Raw genomic sequence first — 22,729 nt, 5'->3', positions numbered from 1 at the left:
CTACTCCGCCCCCCTGACCGGAACGGGCTTCGGCCGTGTCAGGTCGCTGGCGCCGGGGGCGGGTGCGGCCCGGTCGTCCAGCCCCAGCGCGCGCGCGGCCTCGATCGCGGCGCGCAGCTCGGCCACCGTCATCGTGTCCTGCAGGGCGCTGACGCCCCGGCTGGTCCGGATGGCCTGATGCGTGACCATTAGGATGAAGACCAGAACGCCCGGCAACAGGTCGATGGCGATGGCGCCCGCCCAGGAGGGCACGAAATTCCCCGCATAGCGGATGACCGCGTCGGCGGCCGAGAGGGGCGTGTATTCGACCTCGGCCGGTTCCGGGCGGGTGGCGACCTCGGTGGCGGCGGCCTCCAGCGTGTCGGCCCGGTCGCGAAGCGCCTGCAGCACCGAGGCGATGGTGGCCTCCTGCGACTGGCGCCCGAGGGCGGAACCGGCATCCAGCGTGGGCAGGACGACCGAGTCGCGCAGATCGCCCGCCGCGCGCACGACCAGGGGCGCGGCGTTCAGCTGGCGCAGGCGCGCCACGATCCCCGAAAGCCGCACCGCCTCTTCCGAGAACAGCAGCGACCGGTTCTCGACGGCGCCCGCCTGAACGGTCAGCGCGCGCATCCGGCTGAGGATCGCATTGCCCTCGGCGAAGGCCTCTTCGACGGCACGGCCCTGGCCTGCGATCTGGTCCTCGAGCGCGGCCAGTTCCGCCGCCTTCTGGGTCAGGATGCGGAACACCGCGCCGCGCCCGGCAAGGCCCGACAGGTTGCCGCCCTCTTCCTGATCGGAGAGGGTCTCGAAACTGGCGCGCACCCGCGCGACGTCCCGCGACAGGCTCTGGCCCGCGATGGTGTTGGCATGGGTGCGTTCCAGCGCGGCCTGATAGTCCTGCACCGTATGGGCCAGGTGCTGTTCCACCGCCGCCGCGCCTGCCAGCGCCGCCGCATTCAGCCAGGACGACATCGCGATGATCGCCACACAACCCAGGCCCATCGACAGCAGCAATCCCGTCCGCGACGCGGCGCTTCGCATCGCGGGCAGCAGGCGCATCATGTAGGTCCAGAAGACGAAGATCGCGACCGAGACCGCCAGAGAATAGGCAAGTGCCGCGAAAGTCGTCCAGGCGCCGCTGTCATCGAGCAGCGAGCGCACGCCGATATAGGTGTAGATCCCCGAGGCCGCCGCCAGAACGCCAAGCGCCACGCCGGTAAAGCTGTCGAGCCAGGCGAGGTGTCCGGCCAATTCGCGCGCATGCTGGGCCGTGTCGCGGGGGGCCTCTGCGGGGCCGGGGCCTGTGTCGAGGCCTGTGTCGAGGTCCGTGTCGGGCGAACGTGTCACAAAGCAATCCTTTCAAGAGGCGACGCAGAGACCATATAGGGCGTAAACCGCTCGGCGCAGGATGCGAAAGCCGGGTCCGGCGGCGGCGGCGGAGGCCGCATCGGCCGGTCCGGTCTCGACCGAGGCGACCCGCGCGGCGGCGGGGCCGTGGCCAAGCGCCTCGACCAGATCCGCCACCGCCCCGGCAGACCCCGAGACCCAGGCCTCGACGCTGCCATCGGCGGCATTGCGCCCCCGGCCGCTGAGGCCCAGATTTTCGGCGCGGCCTTGGGTCCAGGCGCGAAACCCCACGCCTTGCACGTGGCCGGTGACGCGAAGGCGGATGCTGGTGAGCTCGGTCATGTCGGCCTTCCTGTCCTCGAAAGGGGTAGGGCGGGCAGGCGCCCTTCCCAGGGCTCAGGGAAGCTTCAGGAAGGCTTCGGCCGCCTCGATGACCGCGCGGATCTTGTCCTGATGCAAGACCAGATACCCCAGCCCTGCCGGAACGCCCCAGTCGATGGCTTTGTCGGTGGCCCGATCCAGCTTTCGGCCGCACCATGTCGCGATCTCTGCGAGGGCAAGGATCAGGGCATCGGTTGCCTTGCGCAGTCTGGCCGGATCGGGCGCTTGCTTTTCGGCCTCTTCCTTCAGCTCCTGAAGCGGCGCCCAGACGATCAGGAGTCCCGCGGGCAGTTGGCTGTCCTGATCGAGCGGTTCCGGCGGATTGTTCCCGCCGAGGCCCAGGCGGGATGACGCGGTGCCAGTCAGGTCTTGTTCGAGATCCTCGATACTGCCTTGCAGATCACGCTTTGCGCGGAGCTTTTCGATGAGGCGCGCGATATGTGCCGCGCCCCTTTTCCAGTCCTCATCGGGAAGCAGCACGACCTGCCGAAGGAAATCCCAGTCGACGGGGCGGCCTGCCAGCATGTCCTCGTACCAGCTCTGCCAGAAGGTCCAGACGGGCGCAGCATCCTTCCAGAATGAGCGGAGTTTCTCATGCTGCCGCGCCAGCCCTTCGGGCAGGGCGCCGCCCGGCCAGAGCGGCCGGAGGAACACATCCACGGACTCGCCTTCGCCACTCGACATGGCGGCGTCGGCGGAGGCGGCGGCGTAGGCGGCGGAGGTGGCGGCGGCGGCGTCGGCGGCCGCGGAGGAGGCGTCGGCGGCGGCGTAGGCGGCGTTGGCGGCGGAGGCGGCGGCGTAGGCGGAGGAGGGGGCGGCGGTGTTGGCGGAGGAGGAGGCGGCGTAGGCGGAGGAGGAGGCGTTGGCGGCGGCGGAGGAGGAGGGGGCGGCGGCGTTGGCGGCGTTGGCGGAGGCGTAGGCGGAGGAGGAGGCGTCGGCGGCGGCCCGCATGACTTCGGGAATTGGACATGTGCCCGCAACTCCCGAAGTCAGGATGGCGCGCAGCGCGGGAAGCGCAAGTCCGCGAAGTGCCGCATCCTTGTCATTCATGATCGCGGGCAACGCGCGCAGTGCGCAACGCGCGGCAAAGGCGACCTGAACCTGATGCGGCTGGCCCTCCAGCCAGGCCCTGGCACTCTCGCGGTCGGTAATCGGCATCCACCCCTCCCCTTCCGGCGCAGTCTGCGGTTCACCCGCCGCCCGATCAAGGCAGGCAAGTGCGGCCTTTGCGTCAGGCTCCGCACCCTGCACCTGCCCCCACCCCAACACCCCGCGTGCGTTTCCGCCGGGACGTGGTATATCTGGCCTTCGCACCGCTCTCTCCCCGGCCCCGGCCCGCCCGGAGGGCATCCCTGAAACAGCCCATTGACCGGCTCTGAAATCCACCGCATATCCGCCCGCATGACCGAGCTCAGATACATCCGCAACTTCTCCATCGTGGCCCATATCGACCACGGGAAATCGACCCTTGCCGACCGGCTGATCCAGCTGACCGGCACCGTCGCCGAACGCGACATGAAGGAGCAGTTGCTCGACTCGATGGATATCGAGCGCGAGCGCGGCATCACCATCAAGGCCAACACCGTCCGGATCGAATATCCCGCGAAGGACGGCCAGACCTATGTGCTGAACCTGATCGACACCCCCGGCCATGTGGACTTCGCCTATGAGGTCAGCCGGTCGATGCGCGCGGTCGAGGGCTCGCTGCTGGTCGTCGATGCGACGCAGGGCGTCGAGGCGCAGACACTGGCCAATGTCTATACCGCCATCGAGGCCGATCACGAGATCGTCCCGGTCCTGAACAAGATCGACCTGCCCGCCTCCGAGCCCGAGCGGGTGGCCGAGCAGATCGAGGATGTGATCGGCATCGACGCCTCGAACGCGATCCGGATCTCGGCCAAGACCGGGCTTGGCATCCCGGACGTGCTGGAAGCCATCGTCACCCGGCTGCCGCCGCCTCATGAGGGCGATCCGACGAAGCCGCTGAAGGCGCTGCTGGTTGACAGCTATTACGATGCCTATCTGGGCGTGGTGGTTCTGGTGCGGATCATTGACGGCGTGCTGAAGAAGGGTGACCGCATCCGCATGATGAAGACGGGCGGTGTCTATCCGGTCGACCGGATCGGCGTCTTCCGGCCCGCGATGCAGAGCGTCGACGAACTGGGCCCGGGCGAGATCGGCTTCCTGACCGCCTCGATCAAGCAGGTCCGCGACACCCGCGTCGGCGACACGGTGACGACCGAGAAGAAGGGCTGCGAGACGCCGCTTCCGGGCTTCAAGCCCAGCCAGCCGGTGGTGTTCTGCGGGCTTTTCCCGGTCGATACCAACGATTTCGACGATCTGCGCGACGCGATCGAGAAACTGGCGCTGAACGATGCGAGCTTCACCTCCGAGATGGAGACCTCGGCGGCGCTGGGCTTCGGCTTCCGCTGCGGGTTCCTGGGGCTTTTGCACCTTGAGGTCGTGCGCGACCGGCTGGAGCGGGAATACGGGATCGACCTGATCACCACGGCGCCCTCGGTGATCTACAAGATCCACATGAAGGATGGCGAGGTGCGCGAGCTGCACAACCCCGCCGACATGCCCGACCTGACCTATGTCGATCATATCGAAGAGCCGCGGATCAAGGCGACGATCCTGGTGCCGGACGAGTTTCTGGGCGATGTGCTGAAGCTCTGCCAGGACCGCCGGGGCGAGCAGCTGGACCTGACCTATGCGGGATCGCGCGCGATGGCGGTCTACGATCTGCCGCTCAATGAGGTGGTGTTCGACTTCTACGACCGGCTCAAGTCGGTGACCAAGGGCTATGCCAGCTTCGATTACCAGATCTCGGGCTATCGCGAGGATTACCTCGTGAAGATGCAGATCCTTGTCAATGACGAGCCGGTCGATGCGCTGTCGGTGATGGTCCATCGCGACCGGGCCGATCTGCGCGGCCGGGCGATGTGCGAGAAGCTGAAGGAGCTGATCCCGCGCCACATGTTCAAGATCCCGATCCAGGCGGCGATCGGCGGCCGGGTGATCGCGCGCGAGACGATCGCGGCGCTGCGCAAGGACGTGACCGCGAAATGCTACGGCGGCGACGCGACGCGGAAAAAGAAGCTGCTGGAAAAGCAGAAGGCCGGGAAGAAGAAGATGCGCCAGTTCGGCAAGGTCGAGATCCCGCAGCAGGCCTTCATCAACGCGCTGAAGATGGACAACTGAGCCCGGAAGGCGGCCCTTTGCGGTCGCCCCCTGGAGAGCGCGACCGCGGGGCGCGGTGCCGACTGCGTGAGGCCCGGCCCTGGCACTGGACCTTGGCCCCGACTTGGGCCATACCAATTCCAAACCGGTCAGGAGGGACGCATGGGCGTGGTCGACAGTTTTCTCAGCTACGTGACCTGGTGGAACGGGCAGACCGTGAACACCCGGCTCTGGACCGCGCGCAATGGCCAGAAGATCGGCGAGGACGGGCAGGGCAACGTCTTCTACCGCTCGAAGGACGGCAAGCGGCGCTGGGTGATCTATAACGGCGAGGTCGAGGCAAGCCGGATTTCGCCCGAATGGCATGGCTGGCTGCACCACACCTATGACGCGCCCCCGACCGAGGCGCCGCTGCCGCACAAGGCCTGGGAAAAGCCCCACAAGGAAAACCTGACAGGCACGCCGCTGGCCTATGCGCCCCCGGGCTCGATCCGTCGGCCCGAGCCCGAGCCGCGGCGCGATTACGAGGCCTGGCAACCGGAATAGGCACGACATGGCAGAGAACAGCGCGACCGAAATCCTGACCGGCGCCGCCGTGCTGGCGGTGGCCGCAGGCTTTTTCGTCTATGCCTCGAACGCGACGGGCATGATCGGCAGTGCCGCCCAGGATCATTACGAACTGACGGCCAGCTTCCGCTCGGCCGAGGGGGTGGCGGTGGGCACCGATGTGCGGCTGGCCGGGGTCAAGGTCGGCACCGTGACCGCGCTTGACCTGAACCCGCAGACCTTCCGGGCCGATACCCGTTTTTCGGTGAAGACCGGGATCGAGATCCCCGATGACAGCACCGCCGCAGTCGCATCGGAAGGGCTTCTGGGCGGGACCTTCCTCGAACTGGTGCCGGGCGGCTCGCCCTTCAACCTGGAACCGGGCGCAGAGGTCTACGACACCCAAGGCGCGGTCGGCCTGATTTCGCTGCTGATGAAATTCGTCGGCGGCAGCGGCGGGTCGGGCGCGGCCGATACCGGGGATGACGCCGCCGCCACGGGCGGGGATGCCGGGCAATGATGCGCGCGGCGCTGGCGGCCTCCTGTCTGGCGCTGGCGGCGCTGCCCTCGGTGGCCCAGCAACAGTGGAGCCCCGACGGCTGGACCCCGGATGGCTGGTCGGTCGAGCCGCTGGAGGACATGCCCCATGCCGACGAGATGATGGAGGGGCTCGGGCTCGATCAGACCCAGCTGGCGGGCCGCCCGCTGCCGCTGGTGAGCCGCCCCGACCCGCTGGTGATGCAGGAGCACCGGACCGAGACCCGGACCGCCGCGGTGACCGACACGGCACCGATGGGCGCCGTGCTGCGCGGGCTCGACAAGCTCTCGGGCGACACGGTCGATCTGACGCTGGCGCCGGGCGAGACCGGTCGTGTCTGGCGGCTGACTGTGACGCTGGACGAATGCCGCTTTCCGGCCGATAACCCGGCCTCGGACGCCTTTGCCTTTCTCGACATTTCCGACCCGACCCGGAACAGCCACCTGTTTTCCGGCTGGATGATCGCGTCGAGCCCGGCGCTGAACCCTCTCGACAATTCGCGCTACGACGTCTGGGTGCTGCGCTGCAAAAGCAGCTGAGGCGCGGGGAGCGGCCCCGCCCGGTCGAAATTCGCCCCCCGGTTCACGGCGCGTTCCAGCCGTGACAGATAGTCGTCGCGCTCGATCTCGATGGCGCCGAGGCTGGCCAGATGGTCGGTCAGGAACTGCGTGTCGAAGAGCGTGAACCCTCCGATCCTGAGCCGGTCGACCAGATAGGCCAGCGCGACCTTCGAGGCGTCGGTGCGGCGCGAGAACATGCTTTCGCCGAAGAAGGCCGCGCCCAGCGTGACGCCGTAGACCCCGCCCACGAGTTCCTCGTTCTGCCAGACCTCTATCGTATGGGCATGGCCCAGCTCGAAAAGCTGCCGGTAGAGCCGGTAGATTTCGTCGTTGATCCAGGTCTCGGCGCGGCTGGCGCAGCCCTGCACCACGCCCTCGAAGGCGGTATCGACGCGGATCTCGAACCGGCCCCGGCGGATCGTGCGGGCGAGGCTTTTCGAGATATGGAAGCCCTCGAGCGGGAAGATGCCGCGCTTGCGCGGATTGACCCAGAAGATGCGCGGATCGTGACGCGACTCGGCCATGGGGAAGATCCCCATGGCATAGGCCCTGAGCAGGGTCAGTGGCGTCAGACGTTCGGCATCCATCATCGCGCTCCCGTGGCCGGGGGCGCGCCGGTCAGAGTTCGGGTCCGGACTCCAGCCAGCGTTCCAGCCAGTGGATATTGTAATTTCCGCGCTGGATGTCCGGTTCCATCAGCAGCGCCCGGAACAGCGGCGCGGTGGTCTCGATCCCGTCGACGATCAGCTCGCCCAGCGCGCGGTCCAGACGGGCCAGAGCCTCGGTCCGGTCGCGCCCGTGGACGATCAGCTTGCCGATCAGGCTGTCGTAATAGGGCGGGATCGAATAGCCGTCGTAAAGCGCCGAATCCATCCGCACGCCCAGCCCGCCCGGGGCGTGATAGGCGGTGATCTTGCCGGGGCAGGGCGCGAAGTTCGGCAGCCGTTCGGCATTGATCCGCACCTCGACCGCATGGCCGTTCAGCTGCAGGTCGTCCTGGCCGAAGGACAGCGGCAGGCCCTCGGCCACGCGGATCTGTTCGCGCACCAGATCGACGCCGAAGATCGCCTCGGTGACCGGGTGTTCGACCTGAAGACGGGTGTTCATCTCGATGAAGTAGAACTCGCCATCCTCATAGAGAAACTCGATGGTCCCGGCGCCGGAATAGCCGATCCGGGCCACGGCGTCGGCGCAGACCTTGCCGATGCGGGCGCGGGTCTCGGGGTCGATTACGGGGCCGGGGGCTTCTTCCAGAACCTTCTGGTGGCGGCGCTGCAGCGAGCAGTCGCGTTCGCCCAGATGCACGGCATTGCCCTTGCCGTCGCCGAAGACCTGGATCTCGATATGGCGGGGCCGCCCGAGATATTTCTCGATATAGACCTCGTCATTGCCGAAGGCGGACTTGGCCTCGGCCCGCGCGGTCTGGAAGGCCTGCTCCAGATCCTCGGCGGTCTTCGCGAGCTTCATGCCGCGCCCGCCGCCGCCGGCGGTGGCCTTGATGATGACCGGATAGCCGATTTCGGCCGCGACCGTCTTCGCCGTCTCGAGATCGGGCACCCCGCCGTCGGACCCGGGCACGCAGGGCACGCCCAGCGCCTTCATGGTCTCCTTGGCGGTGATCTTGTCGCCCATCATCCGGATATGTTCGGCCGAGGGGCCGATGAAGGTGAGGCCGTGGTCCTCGACGATCTGCACGAAGCGGGCATTCTCGGACAGGAAGCCGTAGCCGGGATGGATCGCCTGCGCGCCGGTGATCTCGCAGGCCGAAATGATCGAGGGAATGGACAGATAGCTTTCGGTGCCGGGCGGCGGTCCGATGCAGACGCTTTCGTCGGCCATGCGCACATGCATGGCATCGGCATCGGCGGTGGAATGCACCGCGACCGAGTGAATACCCATTTCGCGGCAGGCCCGGATCACGCGAAGCGCGATCTCTCCGCGGTTGGCGATGAGGATCTTGTCGAACATGATCCGCCGGGCCCTACTCGAGGATCATCAGCGGCGTGCCGTATTCGACCGGCGCTGAATCCTCGATCAGGATGCGCTTGACGGTCCCGGCGCGGGGGGCGGGAATGTGGTTCATCGTCTTCATCGCCTCGACGATCAGCAGCGTCTGGCCCTCGGTCACCGTGTCGCCGACCTTGACGAAGGCGTCCGATCCCGGCTCGGGCTGCAGATAGGCGGTACCGACCATCGGCGAGGTGACAGCGCCCGGATGCTGGGCGGGGTCCTCGACGCTGACCTCGACGGTGGCGCCGGGAGCGGCCGCGGCGGGGGCAGGGGCGTAGGCGGACATCGGCATCGCCGGGGCGTGCGCAACGACGGGGGCCGGCTGCGAGCGCGATACCCGTACATCCAGCGAGTCGTCCTCGCCATATTCGCGCTTGACCTGAAGTTCGGTCAGGTCGTGTTCGCGCAGCAGCTCGGCCAGCGCCTGGATGAAGGCGACGTCCGCCTCGTGGGAAGTCTTGGTCATGCCTGTCCTCGATCGGTCGCGCGGCCCCAGGCCCGGGGGCGGGGCCGCGGTAAGAATTGGGGCGCTTATACGCGAGGGAAAACCCCATGGAAAGGCGGTGCGGCCGGTTTTCGCGGTCCGCCCGGCCCCCGGGCGCCGCGGGCGCCGACCGACGGGTCCCCGGCGGATGGGGCCCGCAGGGCGGGGTCGGCGGGGTCCGGTCGGGCGCGCGGAGGCCCGCGCGGCGAAACCGGGGCTGCCCTTTTCTTGGGCTCCCGGTCCGGTCGCGGCCCGGAAATAGGGCAAAAGGGCGGCGCCGATAATTTACCTTTTGATAAAATCTGGCCGTGTGGCAGGCTCGCCCAAAGACAAGAAGACAGGGAGGGCCGGAATGGCCAATTCGCCACTGACCCCGGGCGTCGTTCCCGGGCGTCTGCAGCCAGACGACTATACCCGGAACTTCGCCGACAAGGCGCCGCCGCTGACCGCGCATGAGGCCGCGGTTGCCGCGGATCGCTGTTATTTCTGCCATGATGCGCCTTGCGTCACGGCCTGTCCCACCGCCATCGACATCCCGCTGTTCATCCGCGAGATCGCGACCGGGGCGCCTGCCGCAGCGGCGCGGACGATCTTCGAACAGAACATCCTCGGCGGCATGTGCGCGCGGGTCTGCCCGACCGAACAGCTGTGCGAGGAGGCCTGCGTGCGGATGACGGCCGAGGCCCGCCCGGTCGAGATCGGGCGGTTGCAGCGCTTTGCCACCGACACGCTGATGACGCGCGAGGGCCACCCCTTCATGCGCGCGGCGCCGACGGGGCGGCGGATCGCCGTGGTCGGCGCGGGGCCTGCGGGGCTGGCCTGTGCGCACCGGCTGGCGATGAAGGGTCATGAGGTGCAGCTATTCGACGCACGGCCCAAGGCGGGCGGGCTGAACGAATACGGCATCGCGGCCTACAAGACCGTCAACGACTATGCCCAGGCCGAGGTCGCCTGGCTGATGGGGATCGGCGGAATCGCTGTCACGAACGGCAAGGCGCTGGGCCGCGACATGACGCTGGACGATCTGCGCGCGGGCCATGATGCGGTCTTCCTCGCGATCGGGCTGGGCGGCGTCAACGCGCTCAGGGCCGAGGGCGAAGAGAAGGCGCAGGTGGTGGATGCGGTCGATTTCATCGCCCGGCTGCGCCAGGCCGAGGATCTGTCGACCATTCCGGTCGGGCGCCATGTCGTGGTGATCGGCGGCGGCATGACGGCGGTCGACGCGGCGGTGCAGTCAAAGCTTCTGGGGGCGGAATCCGTCACCATGGTCTATCGGAGGGGCCGCGCGGCGATGGGCGCCTCGGAAGAGGAACAGCATCTGGCCAGTTCCAAGGGCGTGCGGATCGTCACCGGCGCGGCGCCGCTGCGTCTCTTGGGCGACGGAGCGGTCGAGGCGGTGGAATTCGCCTATACCCGCGAGACCGAGACAGGGCTGGAACTGACGGACGAGACCTTCCGGATACGGGCCGATCAGGTCTTCAAGGCCATCGGGCAGAAGCTTGAGGGGGCGCCCGAGGGGATCGCGCTTTCGGGGCGCAAGATCGCGGTGACCGGGCCGGGCCGCACCTCGATGAGCGGCGTCTGGGCCGGGGGCGACTGCGCCACCGGGGGCGACGATCTGACGGTGACGGCGGTGGCCGAGGGCCGCGACGCCGCCGAGGACATTCACGCAACGCTGATGGCGGAGGGCTGATCCATGGCCGATCTTTCCTGCGATTTCGTGGGCATCAAAAGCCCGAACCCGTTCTGGCTGGCCTCGGCGCCGCCGACCGACAAGGAGTATAACGTGCGTCGCGCCTTCGAGGCGGGCTGGGGCGGCGTGGTCTGGAAGACGCTAGGCGAGGACGGCGCGCCGGTCGTGAACGTCAACGGCCCGCGCTACGGCGCGATCTACGGCGCCGACCGGCGGCTTCTGGGGCTGAACAATATCGAGCTGATCACCGACCGGCCGCTGGAAGTGAACCTGCGCGAGATCACGACGGTCAAGCGCGACTATCCCGACCGGGCGCTGGTGGTGTCGCTGATGGTGCCCTGCGAGGAAGAGGCCTGGAGGCGCATCCTCGCGCGGGTCGAGGAAACCGGCGCCGACGGGGTCGAGCTGAACTTCGGCTGTCCGCACGGGATGAGCGAACGCGGCATGGGCTCGGCCGTGGGGCAGGTGCCCGACTATGTCGAGATGGTCACCCGCTGGTGCAAGCAGATGACCCGGATGCCGGTGATCGTGAAGCTCACGCCCAACATCACCGATATCCGCCTGGCCAGCCGTGCCTCCCATAAGGGGGGCGCCGATGCGGTCAGCCTCATCAACACCATCAACTCGATCACCTCGGTCGATCTGGACCTGATGGCTCCCGAGCCCACCATCGATGGCAAGGGCACCCATGGCGGCTATTGCGGCCCGGCGGTCAAACCCATCGCGCTGAACATGGTGTCCGAGATCGCCCGCGACCCGGCGACCCGGGGGCTGCCGATTTCCGGCATCGGCGGGGTGACCACCTGGAAGGACGCGGCCGAGTTCATGGCACTGGGGGCGGGCAATGTGCAGGTCTGCACTGCGGCGATGACCTACGGCTTCCGGATCGTGCAGGAAATGATCGCGGGGTTGTCGGACTGGATGGACCGCAAGGGCCATGCGCGGCTTGAGGACTTCGTCGGCATGGCGGTGCCGAACGTGACCGACTGGCAGTATCTGAACCTCAACTACATCGCCAAGGCGCAGATCGACGCCGAGACCTGCATCAGATGCGGCCGCTGTTATGCCGCCTGCGAGGATACCAGCCATCAGGCCATCGAGATGACGGCGGACCGGTCGTTCGTGGTGAAGGACCAAGAGTGTGTGGCCTGCAATCTTTGCGTCGACGTCTGCCCGGTAGAGGGCTGCATCGAGATGCGTCAGCTGGCGCCGGGCGAAATAGACCCGCGCACCGGAACAGAGGTCCCGGCGGGATATGCCAACTGGACGACCCACCCCAACAATCCCGGGCGAAAAAGCGCCGCGGAACAGGGGTTGGAGTAGGTCAGACTTCTATGTCAAGCTGGCGCGGGGCCGGCTCGGACGTGTCCCCGGCCATCTCGACCCGCCAGAAGACGGACGCTTCGTTCTGGCGCCGCTCGGCTTCAAGCTGAAGCGGCGTCGTATCGAAGGCGGGCGGCGGCCCGGCAGGACGGTCGGGATCGGGCGCAGGAAATTCCTGACGTATCGGCGTCTGGCCGCGTTGGCCGGTTTCCGAACGGGTCTGGCTTGCACCGCCGCCAGATCCGGCGGCAGCCACCGGCGCCGTCGGCGCCGCAGGGGCGACAATGGTAGGCGCCACATCGTGCGCGCCTCCCACCGAAATGGGAGCGATAAATTGCATTTCACCCAAGCTCCAGCTCAGGCCCCCACCACCATCAGGAAATATGCACGAGACCGGGGGACTTGAGAAGATCCCGGCGGCAGGTTTCTGATCTCAAGGTTAACGCCCCGCCGCGCCTCGTCAGGGGGTCAGCAAGCGGCGGAACAGGGTCGCCAGATAGCGGTCGGCGCCGTCGAACGGATCGTCCTTGCCCCCGCCCAGCACCGCCCGGACCTGCACGTCGAAATCGGCGTAATGCTGGGTCAGCGCCCAGATCGAGAAGATCAGGTGATAGGGATCGACCGGCGCGATCCGGCCCTCGCGGGCCCAGCCGGCAATCACCGCGGCGGTCTGGTCGACCAGGGTTTTCAACTCGCCTTCAAGGGTCGGCCGGATCCGTTCGGCGCCTTGCAGGATCTCGTTGGCGAAAAGCCGGCTTTCGCGCGGAAAATCGCGACTGAGCAACAGTTTGCGGTGCACGTAGCCCAGGATCTCGTCGAGCGGCTCGCCGCCGGGGTCAAGCGCGCGCAACGGCGCGAGCCAGGTATCCATCAGCCCCGCCAGCAAGGCCTCGTGCATCGCCTCTTTCGAGGGGAAATAGTACAGCAGGTTCGGCTTCGACAGGCCCGCGGCCTGCGCGATCTGGTCCAGCGTCGCCCCGCGAAATCCGTGCTGCGAAAACACCTCCAGCGCCGCCCCCAGAATGGTCTCGCGATTCCGCTGCTGGATCCGGGTCCGGGGCGGGTGGTCGGTCATGCGCGCCACCGGAATTTGCCTGATCCGTTAATTCCACTTTCCATAGGTTGCGCAAAATCCCATCATTCCAGGGCGAAAATCGCCAGTCGGTCGGACACTGCGAGAACGACTCGGGCCGGGGCCGGGGCCGTCCGCTTGACTGGTTCCCGACCTCTGCTAGCGTGTCCCTGACCGTTTGGTCAAATGTTTTGGGCCTTTCGCCTTTGCGCGGGCGAAGGGCCATAATTCAAGGGGGTCCCCCATGGCGCTCGATCGCAATTCCGGTCCCAACGACCTGTCGGCTTTCTGGATGCCGTTCACCGCGAACCGGCAATTCAAGACGGCGCCGCGGATGCTGGTGGGCGCTGAAGGCATGTATTACCGCACCGCCGACGGCCGCCAGGTGCTGGATGGTACGGCGGGGCTGTGGTGCTGCAACGCGGGCCATTGCCGGCCGAAGATCACCGAGGCGATCCAGAAGCAGGCGGCCGAGCTTGACTATGCGCCGGCCTTCCAGATGGGCCACCCGAAGGCGTTCGAACTGGCCAGCGCCCTGCGCGACATGGCGCCGAAGGGAATGGATCATGTCTTCTTCACCAATTCCGGGTCGGAATCGGTCGAGACCGCGCTGAAGATGGCCATCGCCTATCACCGGGCGCGGGGCGACGGTGCGCGCACCCGCCTGATCGGGCGCGAGCGCGGCTATCACGGGGTGAACTTCGGCGGCATCTCGGTCGGGGGGATCGTGACCAACCGCAAGATGTTCGGCAGCCTGCTGACCGGCGTCGATCACCTGCCGCATACCCATCTGCCGGACCAGAATGCCTTTACCCGCGGCCAGCCCGAACATGGCGCGCATCTCGCGGACGAGCTGGAACGGATCGTGGCGCTGCATGGCGCCGAGACCATCGCCGCGGTGATCGTCGAGCCGATGGCGGGTTCGACCGGCGTGCTGTTGCCGCCCAAGGGCTATCTGGAACGCTTGCGCGCGATCACGAAGAAACACGGGATCCTGCTGATCTTCGACGAGGTCATCACCGGGTTCGGGCGGCTGGGCTCGTCCTTCGCGGCCGAACATTTCGGGGTGATGCCCGACATGATGACCACCGCCAAGGGCCTGACCAACGGGGTGATCCCGATGGGCGCGGTGCTGACCACCGCCGAGGTGCATGACGCCTTCATGCAGGGCCCCGAGCACATGATCGAGTTCTTCCACGGCTATACCTATTCCGGAAACCCGATCGCCTCGGCCGCGGGGCTTGCGACGCTGGAAACCTATCGCGAAGAGGGGCTTTTCGAGAATGCCGCAGCGCTTGCGCCCTATTGGGAGGATGCGCTGCATGCGCTGAAGGGCCTGCCGCATGTGATCGACATCCGCAACATGGGCCTGATCGGCGCGGTCGAACTGGAACCGATTGCGGGCGAGCCGACCAAGCGGGCTTTCACCGCCTTCCTGAACGCCTTCGAGAAGAACCTGATGATCCGGACCACCGGCGACATCATCGCTATGTCGCCGCCCCTGATGATCAACAAGGCCCAGATCGACGAACTTTTCGGCAAGCTGACCGATGTTCTCAAGGCGCTGGACTGAGCCTTTCCAGCAGCGCGCCCGCCGGAGCGGACCGGCGGGCGCAAAGGCTGCGGCTGGTCCCGGCTCGGCGGGGACCGCTGCGCGCTTATTGGGCGGGAGCTTCGGCGGTCTCCGCCGGGGCGGCTTCGGCAGGGGCCTCGGCCGGGGTTTCAGCCACGGCTTCGACCGCAGCAGTCTCGGTCGCGGCTTCGACCGGTTCCACCGCCTCGGCCACGGGGTCGGCGGCCGGGTCCGCGACCGCCGCGACGTCGGCTTCGGTCCCGGCTTTCGGGTCGGGATCGGCCTTGTTCAGCTCGTAGCCGAGCCCGAACACGCCGATCAGGGCCACGAGGCCCAGCATCCATTTGAATTGGTCTTTCAGAATTTCCAAGGTCACGTCCTCCCGACGGGAATTGTGAATGCCGGGCGAAGGCCCGGCCGGATGAGGAAACGCCCCGCGGATGCGGGACGCCCAAATGTAACCGCCGGACAGACGAAGAATATTGTCCCTGACGCCGCACCCGCCCCGGACGGGCGGGCGGTCGCGCCAAGGGACTGACGGCAAGACGGAATGACAGGTGAGGTAAGAACGATGACAGCCCCAGGTGAGAATCTGCGCATCAATGGCGACCGGCTCTGGGACAGCCTGATGGAAATGGCGAAGATCGGCCCCGGTGTCGCGGGCGGCAACAACCGCCAGACGCTGACCGATGCCGATGCCGAGGGCCGCTCCCTGTTCCAGAGCTGGTGCGAGGCGGCCGGCCTGACGATGGGCGTCGACCAGATGGGGACGATGTTCGCGACCCGCCCGGGCGAGGACCCGGATGCGCTGCCGGTCTATGTGGGCAGCCATCTCGACACCCAGCCCACCGGCGGGAAATATGACGGGGTGCTGGGGGTTCTGGGCGCGCTGGAAGCGGTGCGCACGATGAACGATCTGGGGATCAGGACGAAGCATCCCATCGTCGTGACCAACTGGGCCAACGAGGAGGGCGCGCGCTTTGCCCCCGCGATGCTGGCCTCGGGCGTCTTCGCGGGCGTGCACAGCCTCGACTATGCCTATGCGCGCAAGGATCTGGAGGGGCTCAGCTATGGCGACGAGCTGACCCGGATCGGCTGGAAGGGCGAGGAAGAGGTCGGCGCGCGCAAGATGCATGCCTATTACGAGCTGCATATCGAGCAGGGCCCGATCCTCGAGGCCGAGGGCAAGGAGATCGGGGTCGTCACCCACTGCCAGGGGCTGTGGTGGCTGGAATTCACCCTGACCGGGCGCGAGGCGCATACCGGCTCGACGCCGATGGCGATGCGGGTCAATGCAGGGCTGGCCGCGGCGCGCATCTTCGAGATGGTGCAGGAGGTCGCGATGGCGGCCCAGCCCGATGCCGTGGGCGGGGTGGGGCAGATGCAGTTCTCGCCCAATTCCCGCAACGTGCTGCCGGGCACCGTGGTCTTCACCGTCGATATCCGTACCCCCGATCTGGCCAAGCTCGACCGGATGCGGGCCGAGATCGAGGCCCGCGCGGCGGCGATCTGCGAAGATCTGGGCGTCGGCTGTTCGGTCGAACCGGTGGGCCATTTCGACCCCGTCACCTTCACCCCCGAGCTGGTGGGCACGGTCCGGAATGCGGCCGAGAAGCTGGGCTATTCGCATATGGATATCGTGTCCGGGGCGGGACATGACGCCTGCTGGGCCGCCAGGGTGGCGCCCGCCACCATGATCATGTGCCCCTGTGTCGGCGGGCTGTCGCATAACGAGGCCGAGGACATCTCGAAGGACTGGGCCACGGCCGGGGCGGAGGTGCTCTGCCACGCGGTGCTGGAAACGGCAGAGGTCGTCGGCTGAGCCAAGGCCGGGGGGCCCTGCCCCCCGAGACCCCCCGGGGTATTTTTCCAAGAAGAAATGGGCCGCAGAGCCTGACAGGGAGTAAGACATGAGCACGGTTATCAAGAACGGCACCATCGTCACCGCCGATCTGAGCTATGGGGCGGATGTGCTGATCGAGGGCGGAAAGATCGTCGAGATCGGGCCCGATCTTTCGGGCGACGAGGTGCTGGATGCCACCGGCTGCTATGTGATGCCGGGCGGGATCGACCCGCATACCCATCTGGAGATGCCCTTCATGGGCACCTATTCCTCGGACGATTTCGAGTCGGGCACGCGCGCGGCGCTGGCGGGCGGTACCACCATGGTCGTCGATTTCGCGCTGCCCTCGCCCGGGCAGGGGCTGCTCGACGCGCTGAAGATGTGGGACAACAAGTCCACCCGGGCGCATTGCGACTATTCCTTCCACATGGCGATCACCTGGTGGGACAAGCAGGTCTTCGACGAGATGGAAACGGTGGTGAACGAGCGCGGCATCACCACCTTCAAGCATTTCATGGCCTACAAGGGCTCGCTGATGGTGAACGACGACGAGATGTTCGCCTCGTTCCGCCGCTGCGCCGAGCTGGGAGCCATTCCGCTGGTGCATGCCGAGAATGGCGATGTGGTGGCCGAGCTGTCGGCGAAGCTGCTGGCCGAGGGCAATACCGGCCCCGAGGCCCATGCCTATTCGCGCCCGCCCCAGGTCGAGGGCGAGGCCACCAACCGCGCGATCATGATCGCCGACATGGCGGGGGTGCCGCTTTACGTGGTGCATGTCTCCTGCGAGGAAAGCCACGAGGCGATCCGGCGCGCGCGGATGCAGGGCAAGCGGGTCTGGGGCGAGCCGCTGATCCAGCATCTGACGCTCGATGAAAGCGAATATTTCTACGCCGACTGGGACCATGCGGCGCGCCGCGTGATGTCGCCGCCCTTTCGTAACCGCCAGCATCAGGACAGCCTCTGGGCGGGGCTGGCCTCGGGCTCGCTGTCCTGCGTGGCAACGGATCATTGCGCCTTCACCACCGATCAGAAACGCTATGGGGTGGGCGATTTCACCAAGATCCCGAACGGCACCGGCGGGCTTGAGGACCGTTTGCCGATGCTTTGGACCTATGGCGTCGGCACCGGGCGGATCACGCCGAACGAATTCGTTGCGGTGACCTCGACCAATATCGCCAAGATCCTGAACGTCTATCCCCGCAAGGGCGCGGTGCTGGTCGGCGCGGACGCCGATCTGGTCGTCTGGGACCCCGAGAAGACCAAGACGATCAGCGCCACGGGTCAACAATCGGCCATCGATTACAACGTCTTCGAGGGCAAGCAGGTCAAGGGCCTGCCGCGCTACACCCTGACCCGTGGCCGCGTCGCCGTCGCCGATGGCGAGATGAAGCCTCAGGAAGGCTGGGGCGAATTCGTCAAGCGCCCGCCGAACGGCGCGGTCAACAGGGCGCTGTCATCCTGGAAGGCGCTGACCGCGCCGCGGGCCATCGAGCGGGCGGGCATTCCGGCCAGCGGCGTCTGACGCGACGGCCCCCTTTGCGAGAGGGCGGGCGCGGGGGATCCTCGCGCCCGGATGTGAGGGGCGGGGCCGCATGCGCGCGCGCCCCGCAGGCAAGGGACGTGACGTGAAGACACCGGTCATCAAGGCAGAAAACGTCGATCTGGTGTTCCAGACCGGCGACGGGCCCGTGCAGGCATTGAGCGATGTGTCGCTCGATGTCGGGCGCGGCGAGTTCGTGAGTTTCATCGGCCCTTCGGGCTGCGGCAAGACCACCTTCCTGCGCTGTGTCGCGGCGCTTGAACATCCGACCGGCGGCAGCCTGAGCGTCAACGGGATGAGCCCCGACAATGCCCGCAAGGAACGCAGCTATGGCTATGTGTTCCAGGCGGCGGGGCTTTACCCCTGGCGGACGATTGCGCGCAACATCCGGCTGCCGCTGGAGATCATGGGCTATCCGAAGGCCGAGCAGGCGGCGCGGGTGCAGAAGGTGCTGGAACTCGTCGATCTGGCGGGCTTCGGCAACAAGTATCCCTGGCAGTTGTCGGGCGGCATGCAGCAGCGGGCCAGCATTGCCCGCGCGCTGGCCTTCGATGCCGATATCCTGCTGATGGACGAACCCTTCGGTGCGCTCGACGAAATCGTGCGCGACCATCTGAACGAACAGCTTCTGGCGCTTTGGGCGCGGACCGGCAAGACCTGCCTGTTTGTCACCCATTCGATCCCCGAGGCGGTCTATCTGTCCACGAAGATCGTGGTGATGAGCCCGCGTCCGGGGCGGATCGCCGATGTGATCGACAGCCCGCTTCCGAAAGAGCGGCCGCTCGACATTCGCGACACGCCGGAATTTCTGGAAATCGCCCATCGCGTCCGCGAGGGGCTGCGCGCGGGGCATGCCTATGACTAGGAAACAGCGTCTGACAGGGGCGGGGCTGGCCGGGCTGTGGCTGGCGGTTCTGCTGGTCTGGGTCTTCGCGCCGTCGGTGATGGCGGTGCCGGTGCTGGGCTGGGGGCTTTTCCTTCTGATCCTGGCGCCTCTGGTCTGGGGCATGCACCTGCTGGCGCGGCGGCTGGCCCGCAAGGGGCGGCGCGATGCGTAGCGTTCTGCCGATCCTGACGGTGGTTCTGGCGATCCTCGCGCTCTGGTACGGGGCGGCGGTGGCGCTGAACGCGCGCTGGACGCTCGATCAGGCGGCGCGCGCGGGGCAGGAGCTGACCGTCAGCCAGATCGTGTCCGACACGCTGCAGCAAGAGCGCCCCAAGCTGCCCGCGCCGCATCAGGTGGGGGCCGAGCTTTGGAAGACGACCGGGGCAATGGCGCTGGAGGGGCGGGCCTTTTCCAAGCGCAGCCTGATCTATCACGGCTGGGTCACGCTGTCGGCCGCGTTGCTGGGCTTTGCCATCGGCGCGGGCGCGGGCATCCTGCTGGCGGTGGGCATCGTTCATAACCGCGCGATGGACCGCAGCGTGATGCCCTGGGCCATCGCTTCGCAGACCATCCCGATCCTGGCCATCGCGCCGATGATCATCGTGGTGCTGAATTCCATCGGCATCACCGGGCTGGTGCCCAAGGCCATCATCTCGGCCTATCTGTCGTTCTTCCCGGTCGCGGTCGGCATGGTGAAGGGGCTGCGCAGCCCCGATGCGATGGATCTGGACCTGATGAAGACCTGGGGCGCGCGCGCGGGTCAGGTCTTCTGGAAACTGCGCTGGCCGTCCTCGATGCCCTATCTCTTTACCTCGCTGAAGGTCGCGATGGCCGCGAGCCTCGTCGGCGCCATCGTGGGCGAGTTGCCTACGGGCGCGATCCGGGGCCTTGGCGCGCGGCTGCTGGCGGGCAGCTATTACGGTCAGACCGTGCAGATCTGGAGCGCGCTTTTCGGGGCCGCGATCCTGGCCGCGCTGCTGGTCGGGCTGGTCGGGCTCGCGCAGCGGATCACGCTGAAACGGATGGGGATGGCGCGATGACCTGGGTTCTCGGCGCGCTTGGCTTCTGGGTCGCTGCCTGGGCGCTGAATGTGCGGCTGGCGCGGCTGCGCAATACGCGTTCGCTGGGCCTCTTTATGCCGGCCCTTTTCGGTCTGACCCTGCTGGTGGTCTGGGAGGGGCTCGTGCGCGGGCTGAACGTGCCCGGCGTGATCCTGCCGCCGCCCTCGGCCATCGGGGCGCGGATCGCGACCAGCCTGCCGGTGCTCTGGGCCGATTTCGTCCAGACCTTCGTCAAGGGCGCGCTGTCGGGCTATGTGCTGGGCTGCGGCGCGGGGGTGCTGAGCGCCATCGCCATCGACCGCTCGCCCTTCCTGCAACGGGGGCTGCTGCCGGTCGGCAATTTCATTGCGGCCCTGCCCATCATCGGCACCGCGCCGATCCTGGTGATGTGGTTCGGCTTCGACTGGCAGTCGAAGGCGGCGGTGGTCGTCGTCATGGTGTTCTTCCCGGTGCTGGTCAACACGCTGCAGGGGCTGGCTTCGGCCGATGCGATGCAGCGCGATCTGATGAAGACCTGGTCCGCAAGCTACCTGCAGACGCTGACCAAGCTGAGGTTGCCCGCGGCCATGCCCTTCATCTTCAACGGGCTGAAGATCGCCACCACGCTGGCCCTGATCGGGGCCATCGTGGCCGAATTCTTCGGCAGCCCGATCCGGGGCATGGGCTTCCGGATCTCGACCGAGGTCGGGCGTCTCGCGCTTGACATGGTCTGGGCCGAGATCGCCGTGGCGGCCCTGGCCGGGTCCGCCTTTTACGGCGCGGTGGCGGCGTGCGAACGCGCCGTCACCTTCTGGCACCCGTCGCAGCGGGGCCTTTGACAACAAGCAAGGGGCGAATGACCCCACAGGAGGTAAGGATGGACGTGAAACTGACGGGGGCGCTGGCCGCGCTTCTTCTGGGGACCGGGGCGGCGCAAGCGGCCGACGAGGTCACGCTGCAGCTCAAATGGGTGACCCAGGCCCAGTTCGCGGGATATTACGTGGCGCTCGACAAGGGCTTTTACGACGAGGAAGACCTCGAGGTGACCATCAAGCCCGGCGGACCCGACATCGCGCCGAGCCAGGTCATCGCGGGCGGCGGCGCCGATGTGATGATCGACTGGATGCCCTCGGCGCTGGCCGCGCGCGAAAAGGGGCTGCCCATCGTCAACATCGCCCAGCCCTACAAGTCCTCGGGCATGATGCTGACCTGCCTGAAGGAAACCGGCGTCGCCAGCCCCGAGGATTTCCCGGGCCGCACGCTGGGCGTCTGGTTCTTCGGCAATGAATATCCGTTCCTCAGCTGGATGGCGCATCTGGGCATTCCGACCGACGGGACCGACGGCGGCGTGACGGTGCTTAAACAGGGCTTCAACGTCGATCCGCTGTTGCAAAAGCAGGCCGACTGCATCTCGACCATGACCTATAACGAATACTGGCAGGTGATCGACGCAGGCATCGCGCCCGAGGAACTGATCACGTTCAAATACGAGGATCAGGGCGTGGCCACGCTGGAAGACGGGTTGTACGTTCTGGAAGAAAAGCTGGCCGATCCGGCCGAGGTCGACAAGCTGGTGCGCTTCGTGCGGGCCTCGATGAAAGGCTGGAAATGGGCCGAGGCCAATCCCGAAGAGGCCGCGATGATCGTGCTCGACCATGACGAGACCGGGGCCCAGACCGAAACGCACCAGATCCGCATGATGGGCGAGGTCGCCAAGCTGACCGCGGGCTCTAATGGCGCGCTCGATCCCGAGGATTACCGGCGCACGGTCGATACGCTGCTGGCAGGCGGGTCGGACCCGGTCATCACAAGGGAACCCGAGGGCGCCTGGACCCATGTCGTCACCGATGCCGCGCTGAACTAGACGGCGCGGCCATATGCAGGCCGGGCGGGTCCCGGCGCGCCGCGATGACGCGGTGGCCGGGCCTCCGCCTGTCTTGATCGGAATCAAGGATGTGTTTTACTGAACGGTGTAGTTCAGTTTCGGCGGGTCGGGACACCCGCCGAGGAAGGGAGAGAGCAATGCGGAACATCACGAAGGTCAAGGGACTGCTGCTTGGGATCGGTCTGGTGGCGGTGCTTGCGGGCTGTGCCAAGGAGCCCGAGGAATGCGAACCGGGTGTGAGCACCATCAGCGACATGGCGACGGTCACGGCGCCCGGGTGCTGAAACGCCTTCGCGGCCGGAGGCCGGGGCGTCATTCGAAAGGAAAAGGGCCGGTGGATGACCACCGGCCCTTTTCTTTCAGAACCTTCGGGGCGCGGATCAGTCCGTGTTCATCCTGTTATTGATGAGCTCGTCGACGACCGAAGGGTCGGCGAGCGTCGAGATGTCTCCGAGGGAGCCGAAATCGTTCTCGGCGATCTTGCGAAGGATGCGGCGCATGATCTTGCCCGAGCGGGTCTTGGGCAGGCCCGGGGCCCACTGGATGATGTCGGGCTTGGCGATCGGGCCGATCTCGGTGCGGACCCATTTCTCCAGCTCCTTGCGAAGCTCTTCCGTCGCCTCGACCCCGTTCATCAGCGTCACATAGGCGTAGATGCCCTGACCCTTGATTTCGTGCGGGTAGCCCACCACCGCGGCCTCGGCGACCGCCTGATGCGCCACCAGCGCCGATTCCACCTCGGCCGTGCCCATCCGGTGGCCCGAGACGTTGATCACGTCATCGACCCGGCCCGTCACCCAGTAATAGCCGTCCGCATCGCGGCGGCAGCCGTCGCCCGAGAAG

General features: G+C 67.0%; 24 protein-coding genes and 1 pseudogene. 15 read left to right on the top strand and 10 right to left on the bottom strand.

Annotated elements, in window-relative coordinates; translation table 11 throughout:
• From DSD19_RS08410 to DSD19_RS21760, 3 genes are read right to left on the bottom strand one after another with little or no spacing between them, the layout of a single operon-like run.
• A complete protein-coding gene (locus DSD19_RS08410) occupies positions 1-1,329 on the bottom strand; it encodes a hypothetical protein (protein ID WP_371412558.1) in 1,329 nt (442 codons plus the stop codon).
• A gap of 12 nt (positions 1,330-1,341) precedes the next feature.
• Positions 1,342-1,671 (bottom strand): acylphosphatase, encoded by a 330-nt coding sequence (locus DSD19_RS08405; RefSeq protein WP_113669251.1) that lies wholly within the window; start codon positions 1,669-1,671, stop codon positions 1,342-1,344.
• Positions 1,672-1,725: 54 nt separating this feature from the next.
• A complete protein-coding gene (locus DSD19_RS21760) occupies positions 1,726-2,868 on the bottom strand; it encodes a hypothetical protein (protein ID WP_165828089.1) in 1,143 nt (380 codons plus the stop codon).
• Between the two features lie 243 nt (positions 2,869-3,111).
• On the opposite strand from DSD19_RS21760, the gene lepA reads away from it, so the two are divergent.
• The 4 genes from lepA (at position 3,112) to DSD19_RS22285 (ending at position 6,516) form a co-directional block, all read left to right on the top strand.
• A complete protein-coding gene (lepA, locus tag DSD19_RS08395; protein WP_075786104.1) occupies positions 3,112-4,914 on the top strand; it encodes a translation elongation factor 4 in 1,803 nt (600 codons plus the stop codon).
• Positions 4,915-5,055: 141 nt separating this feature from the next.
• The gene (locus tag DSD19_RS08390) at positions 5,056-5,439 is read left to right on the top strand and encodes an NADH:ubiquinone oxidoreductase subunit NDUFA12 (RefSeq protein WP_113669250.1); all 384 of its coding nucleotides are present in this window, start codon (positions 5,056-5,058) and stop codon (positions 5,437-5,439) included.
• Between the two features lie 7 nt (positions 5,440-5,446).
• A complete protein-coding gene (gene mlaD / locus DSD19_RS08385) occupies positions 5,447-5,959 on the top strand; it encodes an outer membrane lipid asymmetry maintenance protein MlaD (RefSeq protein ID WP_075786102.1) in 513 nt (170 codons plus the stop codon).
• On the top strand, positions 5,956-6,516 hold the full coding sequence (locus DSD19_RS22285) for a DUF2155 domain-containing protein (protein ID WP_237399830.1): 561 nt from the start codon (positions 5,956-5,958) through the stop codon (positions 6,514-6,516). Before mlaD ends, DSD19_RS22285 begins: the two co-directional genes overlap by 4 nt.
• On the opposite strand, the gene aat is transcribed toward DSD19_RS22285, so the two are convergent.
• Genes aat through accB form a run of 3 tightly spaced genes read right to left on the bottom strand, consistent with a single transcriptional unit; the run spans position 6,480 to position 9,013 of the window.
• Complete coding sequence (gene aat / locus DSD19_RS08375; protein WP_075787593.1) at positions 6,480-7,124, bottom strand: leucyl/phenylalanyl-tRNA--protein transferase; 645 nt, start codon at positions 7,122-7,124, stop codon at positions 6,480-6,482. The genes DSD19_RS22285 and aat overlap by 37 nt on opposite strands.
• A gap of 31 nt (positions 7,125-7,155) precedes the next feature.
• On the bottom strand, positions 7,156-8,505 hold the full coding sequence (accC, locus tag DSD19_RS08370; protein ID WP_075786101.1) for an acetyl-CoA carboxylase biotin carboxylase subunit: 1,350 nt from the start codon (positions 8,503-8,505) through the stop codon (positions 7,156-7,158).
• Between the two features lie 13 nt (positions 8,506-8,518).
• Positions 8,519-9,013: an acetyl-CoA carboxylase biotin carboxyl carrier protein gene (accB, locus tag DSD19_RS08365; protein ID WP_075786100.1), complete on the bottom strand. Its 495-nt coding sequence runs from the start codon at positions 9,011-9,013 to the stop codon at positions 8,519-8,521.
• Positions 9,014-9,383: 370 nt separating this feature from the next.
• On the opposite strand from accB, the gene DSD19_RS08360 reads away from it, so the two are divergent.
• A complete protein-coding gene (locus DSD19_RS08360) occupies positions 9,384-10,724 on the top strand; it encodes an NAD(P)-dependent oxidoreductase (protein ID WP_113669248.1) in 1,341 nt (446 codons plus the stop codon).
• A 3-nt stretch (positions 10,725-10,727) separates the two neighbouring features.
• Complete coding sequence (preA, locus tag DSD19_RS08355) at positions 10,728-12,047, top strand: NAD-dependent dihydropyrimidine dehydrogenase subunit PreA (RefSeq protein WP_113669247.1); 1,320 nt, start codon at positions 10,728-10,730, stop codon at positions 12,045-12,047.
• A 1-nt stretch (position 12,048) separates the two neighbouring features.
• Here the strand turns inward: preA and DSD19_RS21415 are convergent, their stop codons facing one another.
• Entirely contained in the window at positions 12,049-12,345 is a 297-nt protein-coding gene (locus DSD19_RS21415) for a hypothetical protein (protein ID WP_133260388.1), read from the bottom strand.
• 162 nt (positions 12,346-12,507) lie between these two features.
• Entirely contained in the window at positions 12,508-13,122 is a 615-nt protein-coding gene (locus tag DSD19_RS08350; RefSeq protein ID WP_113669246.1) for a TetR family transcriptional regulator C-terminal domain-containing protein, read from the bottom strand.
• Positions 13,123-13,363: 241 nt separating this feature from the next.
• Here DSD19_RS08350 and DSD19_RS08345 point away from each other — a divergent pair, with 241 nt between their 5' ends.
• Positions 13,364-14,692 (top strand): aspartate aminotransferase family protein, encoded by a 1,329-nt coding sequence (locus DSD19_RS08345; RefSeq protein WP_113669245.1) that lies wholly within the window; start codon positions 13,364-13,366, stop codon positions 14,690-14,692.
• An 85-nt stretch (positions 14,693-14,777) separates the two neighbouring features.
• Here DSD19_RS08345 and DSD19_RS08340 read toward each other — a convergent pair whose 3' ends face one another.
• Positions 14,778-15,062 (bottom strand): hypothetical protein, encoded by a 285-nt coding sequence (locus DSD19_RS08340; RefSeq protein ID WP_113669244.1) that lies wholly within the window; start codon positions 15,060-15,062, stop codon positions 14,778-14,780.
• A 201-nt stretch (positions 15,063-15,263) separates the two neighbouring features.
• Between DSD19_RS08340 and DSD19_RS08335 the strand changes: the two genes are divergently transcribed.
• The 8 genes from DSD19_RS08335 (at position 15,264) to DSD19_RS21755 (ending at position 22,170) form a co-directional block, all read left to right on the top strand.
• Positions 15,264-16,514: a Zn-dependent hydrolase gene (locus DSD19_RS08335; RefSeq protein ID WP_113669243.1), complete on the top strand. Its 1,251-nt coding sequence runs from the start codon at positions 15,264-15,266 to the stop codon at positions 16,512-16,514.
• An 88-nt stretch (positions 16,515-16,602) separates the two neighbouring features.
• Positions 16,603-18,057 (top strand): dihydropyrimidinase, encoded by a 1,455-nt coding sequence (hydA, locus tag DSD19_RS08330; protein ID WP_113669242.1) that lies wholly within the window; start codon positions 16,603-16,605, stop codon positions 18,055-18,057.
• Positions 18,058-18,160: 103 nt separating this feature from the next.
• The gene (locus DSD19_RS08325) at positions 18,161-18,940 is read left to right on the top strand and encodes an ABC transporter ATP-binding protein (RefSeq protein ID WP_243627829.1); all 780 of its coding nucleotides are present in this window, start codon (positions 18,161-18,163) and stop codon (positions 18,938-18,940) included.
• Positions 18,933-19,133: a hypothetical protein gene (locus DSD19_RS08320; RefSeq protein WP_075786091.1), complete on the top strand. Its 201-nt coding sequence runs from the start codon at positions 18,933-18,935 to the stop codon at positions 19,131-19,133. The genes DSD19_RS08325 and DSD19_RS08320 overlap by 8 nt, the downstream gene beginning before the upstream one ends.
• Positions 19,126-20,001, top strand: a complete 876-nt coding sequence (locus DSD19_RS08315) for an ABC transporter permease (RefSeq protein ID WP_113669240.1) — start codon at positions 19,126-19,128, stop codon at positions 19,999-20,001. The genes DSD19_RS08320 and DSD19_RS08315 overlap by 8 nt, the downstream gene beginning before the upstream one ends.
• Positions 19,998-20,840, top strand: a complete 843-nt coding sequence (locus tag DSD19_RS08310) for an ABC transporter permease (protein ID WP_113669239.1) — start codon at positions 19,998-20,000, stop codon at positions 20,838-20,840. The genes DSD19_RS08315 and DSD19_RS08310 overlap by 4 nt, the downstream gene beginning before the upstream one ends.
• 38 nt (positions 20,841-20,878) lie before the next feature.
• Positions 20,879-21,865 (top strand): ABC transporter substrate-binding protein, encoded by a 987-nt coding sequence (locus DSD19_RS08305; protein WP_075786088.1) that lies wholly within the window; start codon positions 20,879-20,881, stop codon positions 21,863-21,865.
• 158 nt (positions 21,866-22,023) lie between these two features.
• A complete protein-coding gene (locus DSD19_RS21755; RefSeq protein WP_158272331.1) occupies positions 22,024-22,170 on the top strand; it encodes a hypothetical protein in 147 nt (48 codons plus the stop codon).
• Positions 22,171-22,266: 96 nt separating this feature from the next.
• Here the strand turns inward: DSD19_RS21755 and DSD19_RS08300 are convergent.
• Positions 22,267-22,729 (bottom strand): annotated as a pseudogene (locus tag DSD19_RS08300) (acetyl-coenzyme A synthetase); the annotation flags it as partial.

This window comes from Rhodovulum sp. BSW8, from assembly GCF_003314725.1.
Lineage (GTDB): Bacteria > Pseudomonadota > Alphaproteobacteria > Rhodobacterales > Rhodobacteraceae > Rhodovulum > Rhodovulum visakhapatnamense.
The sequence above is the reverse complement of the archived record's forward strand: the minus strand, read 5'-3'. Positions and strand labels throughout refer to the sequence as shown.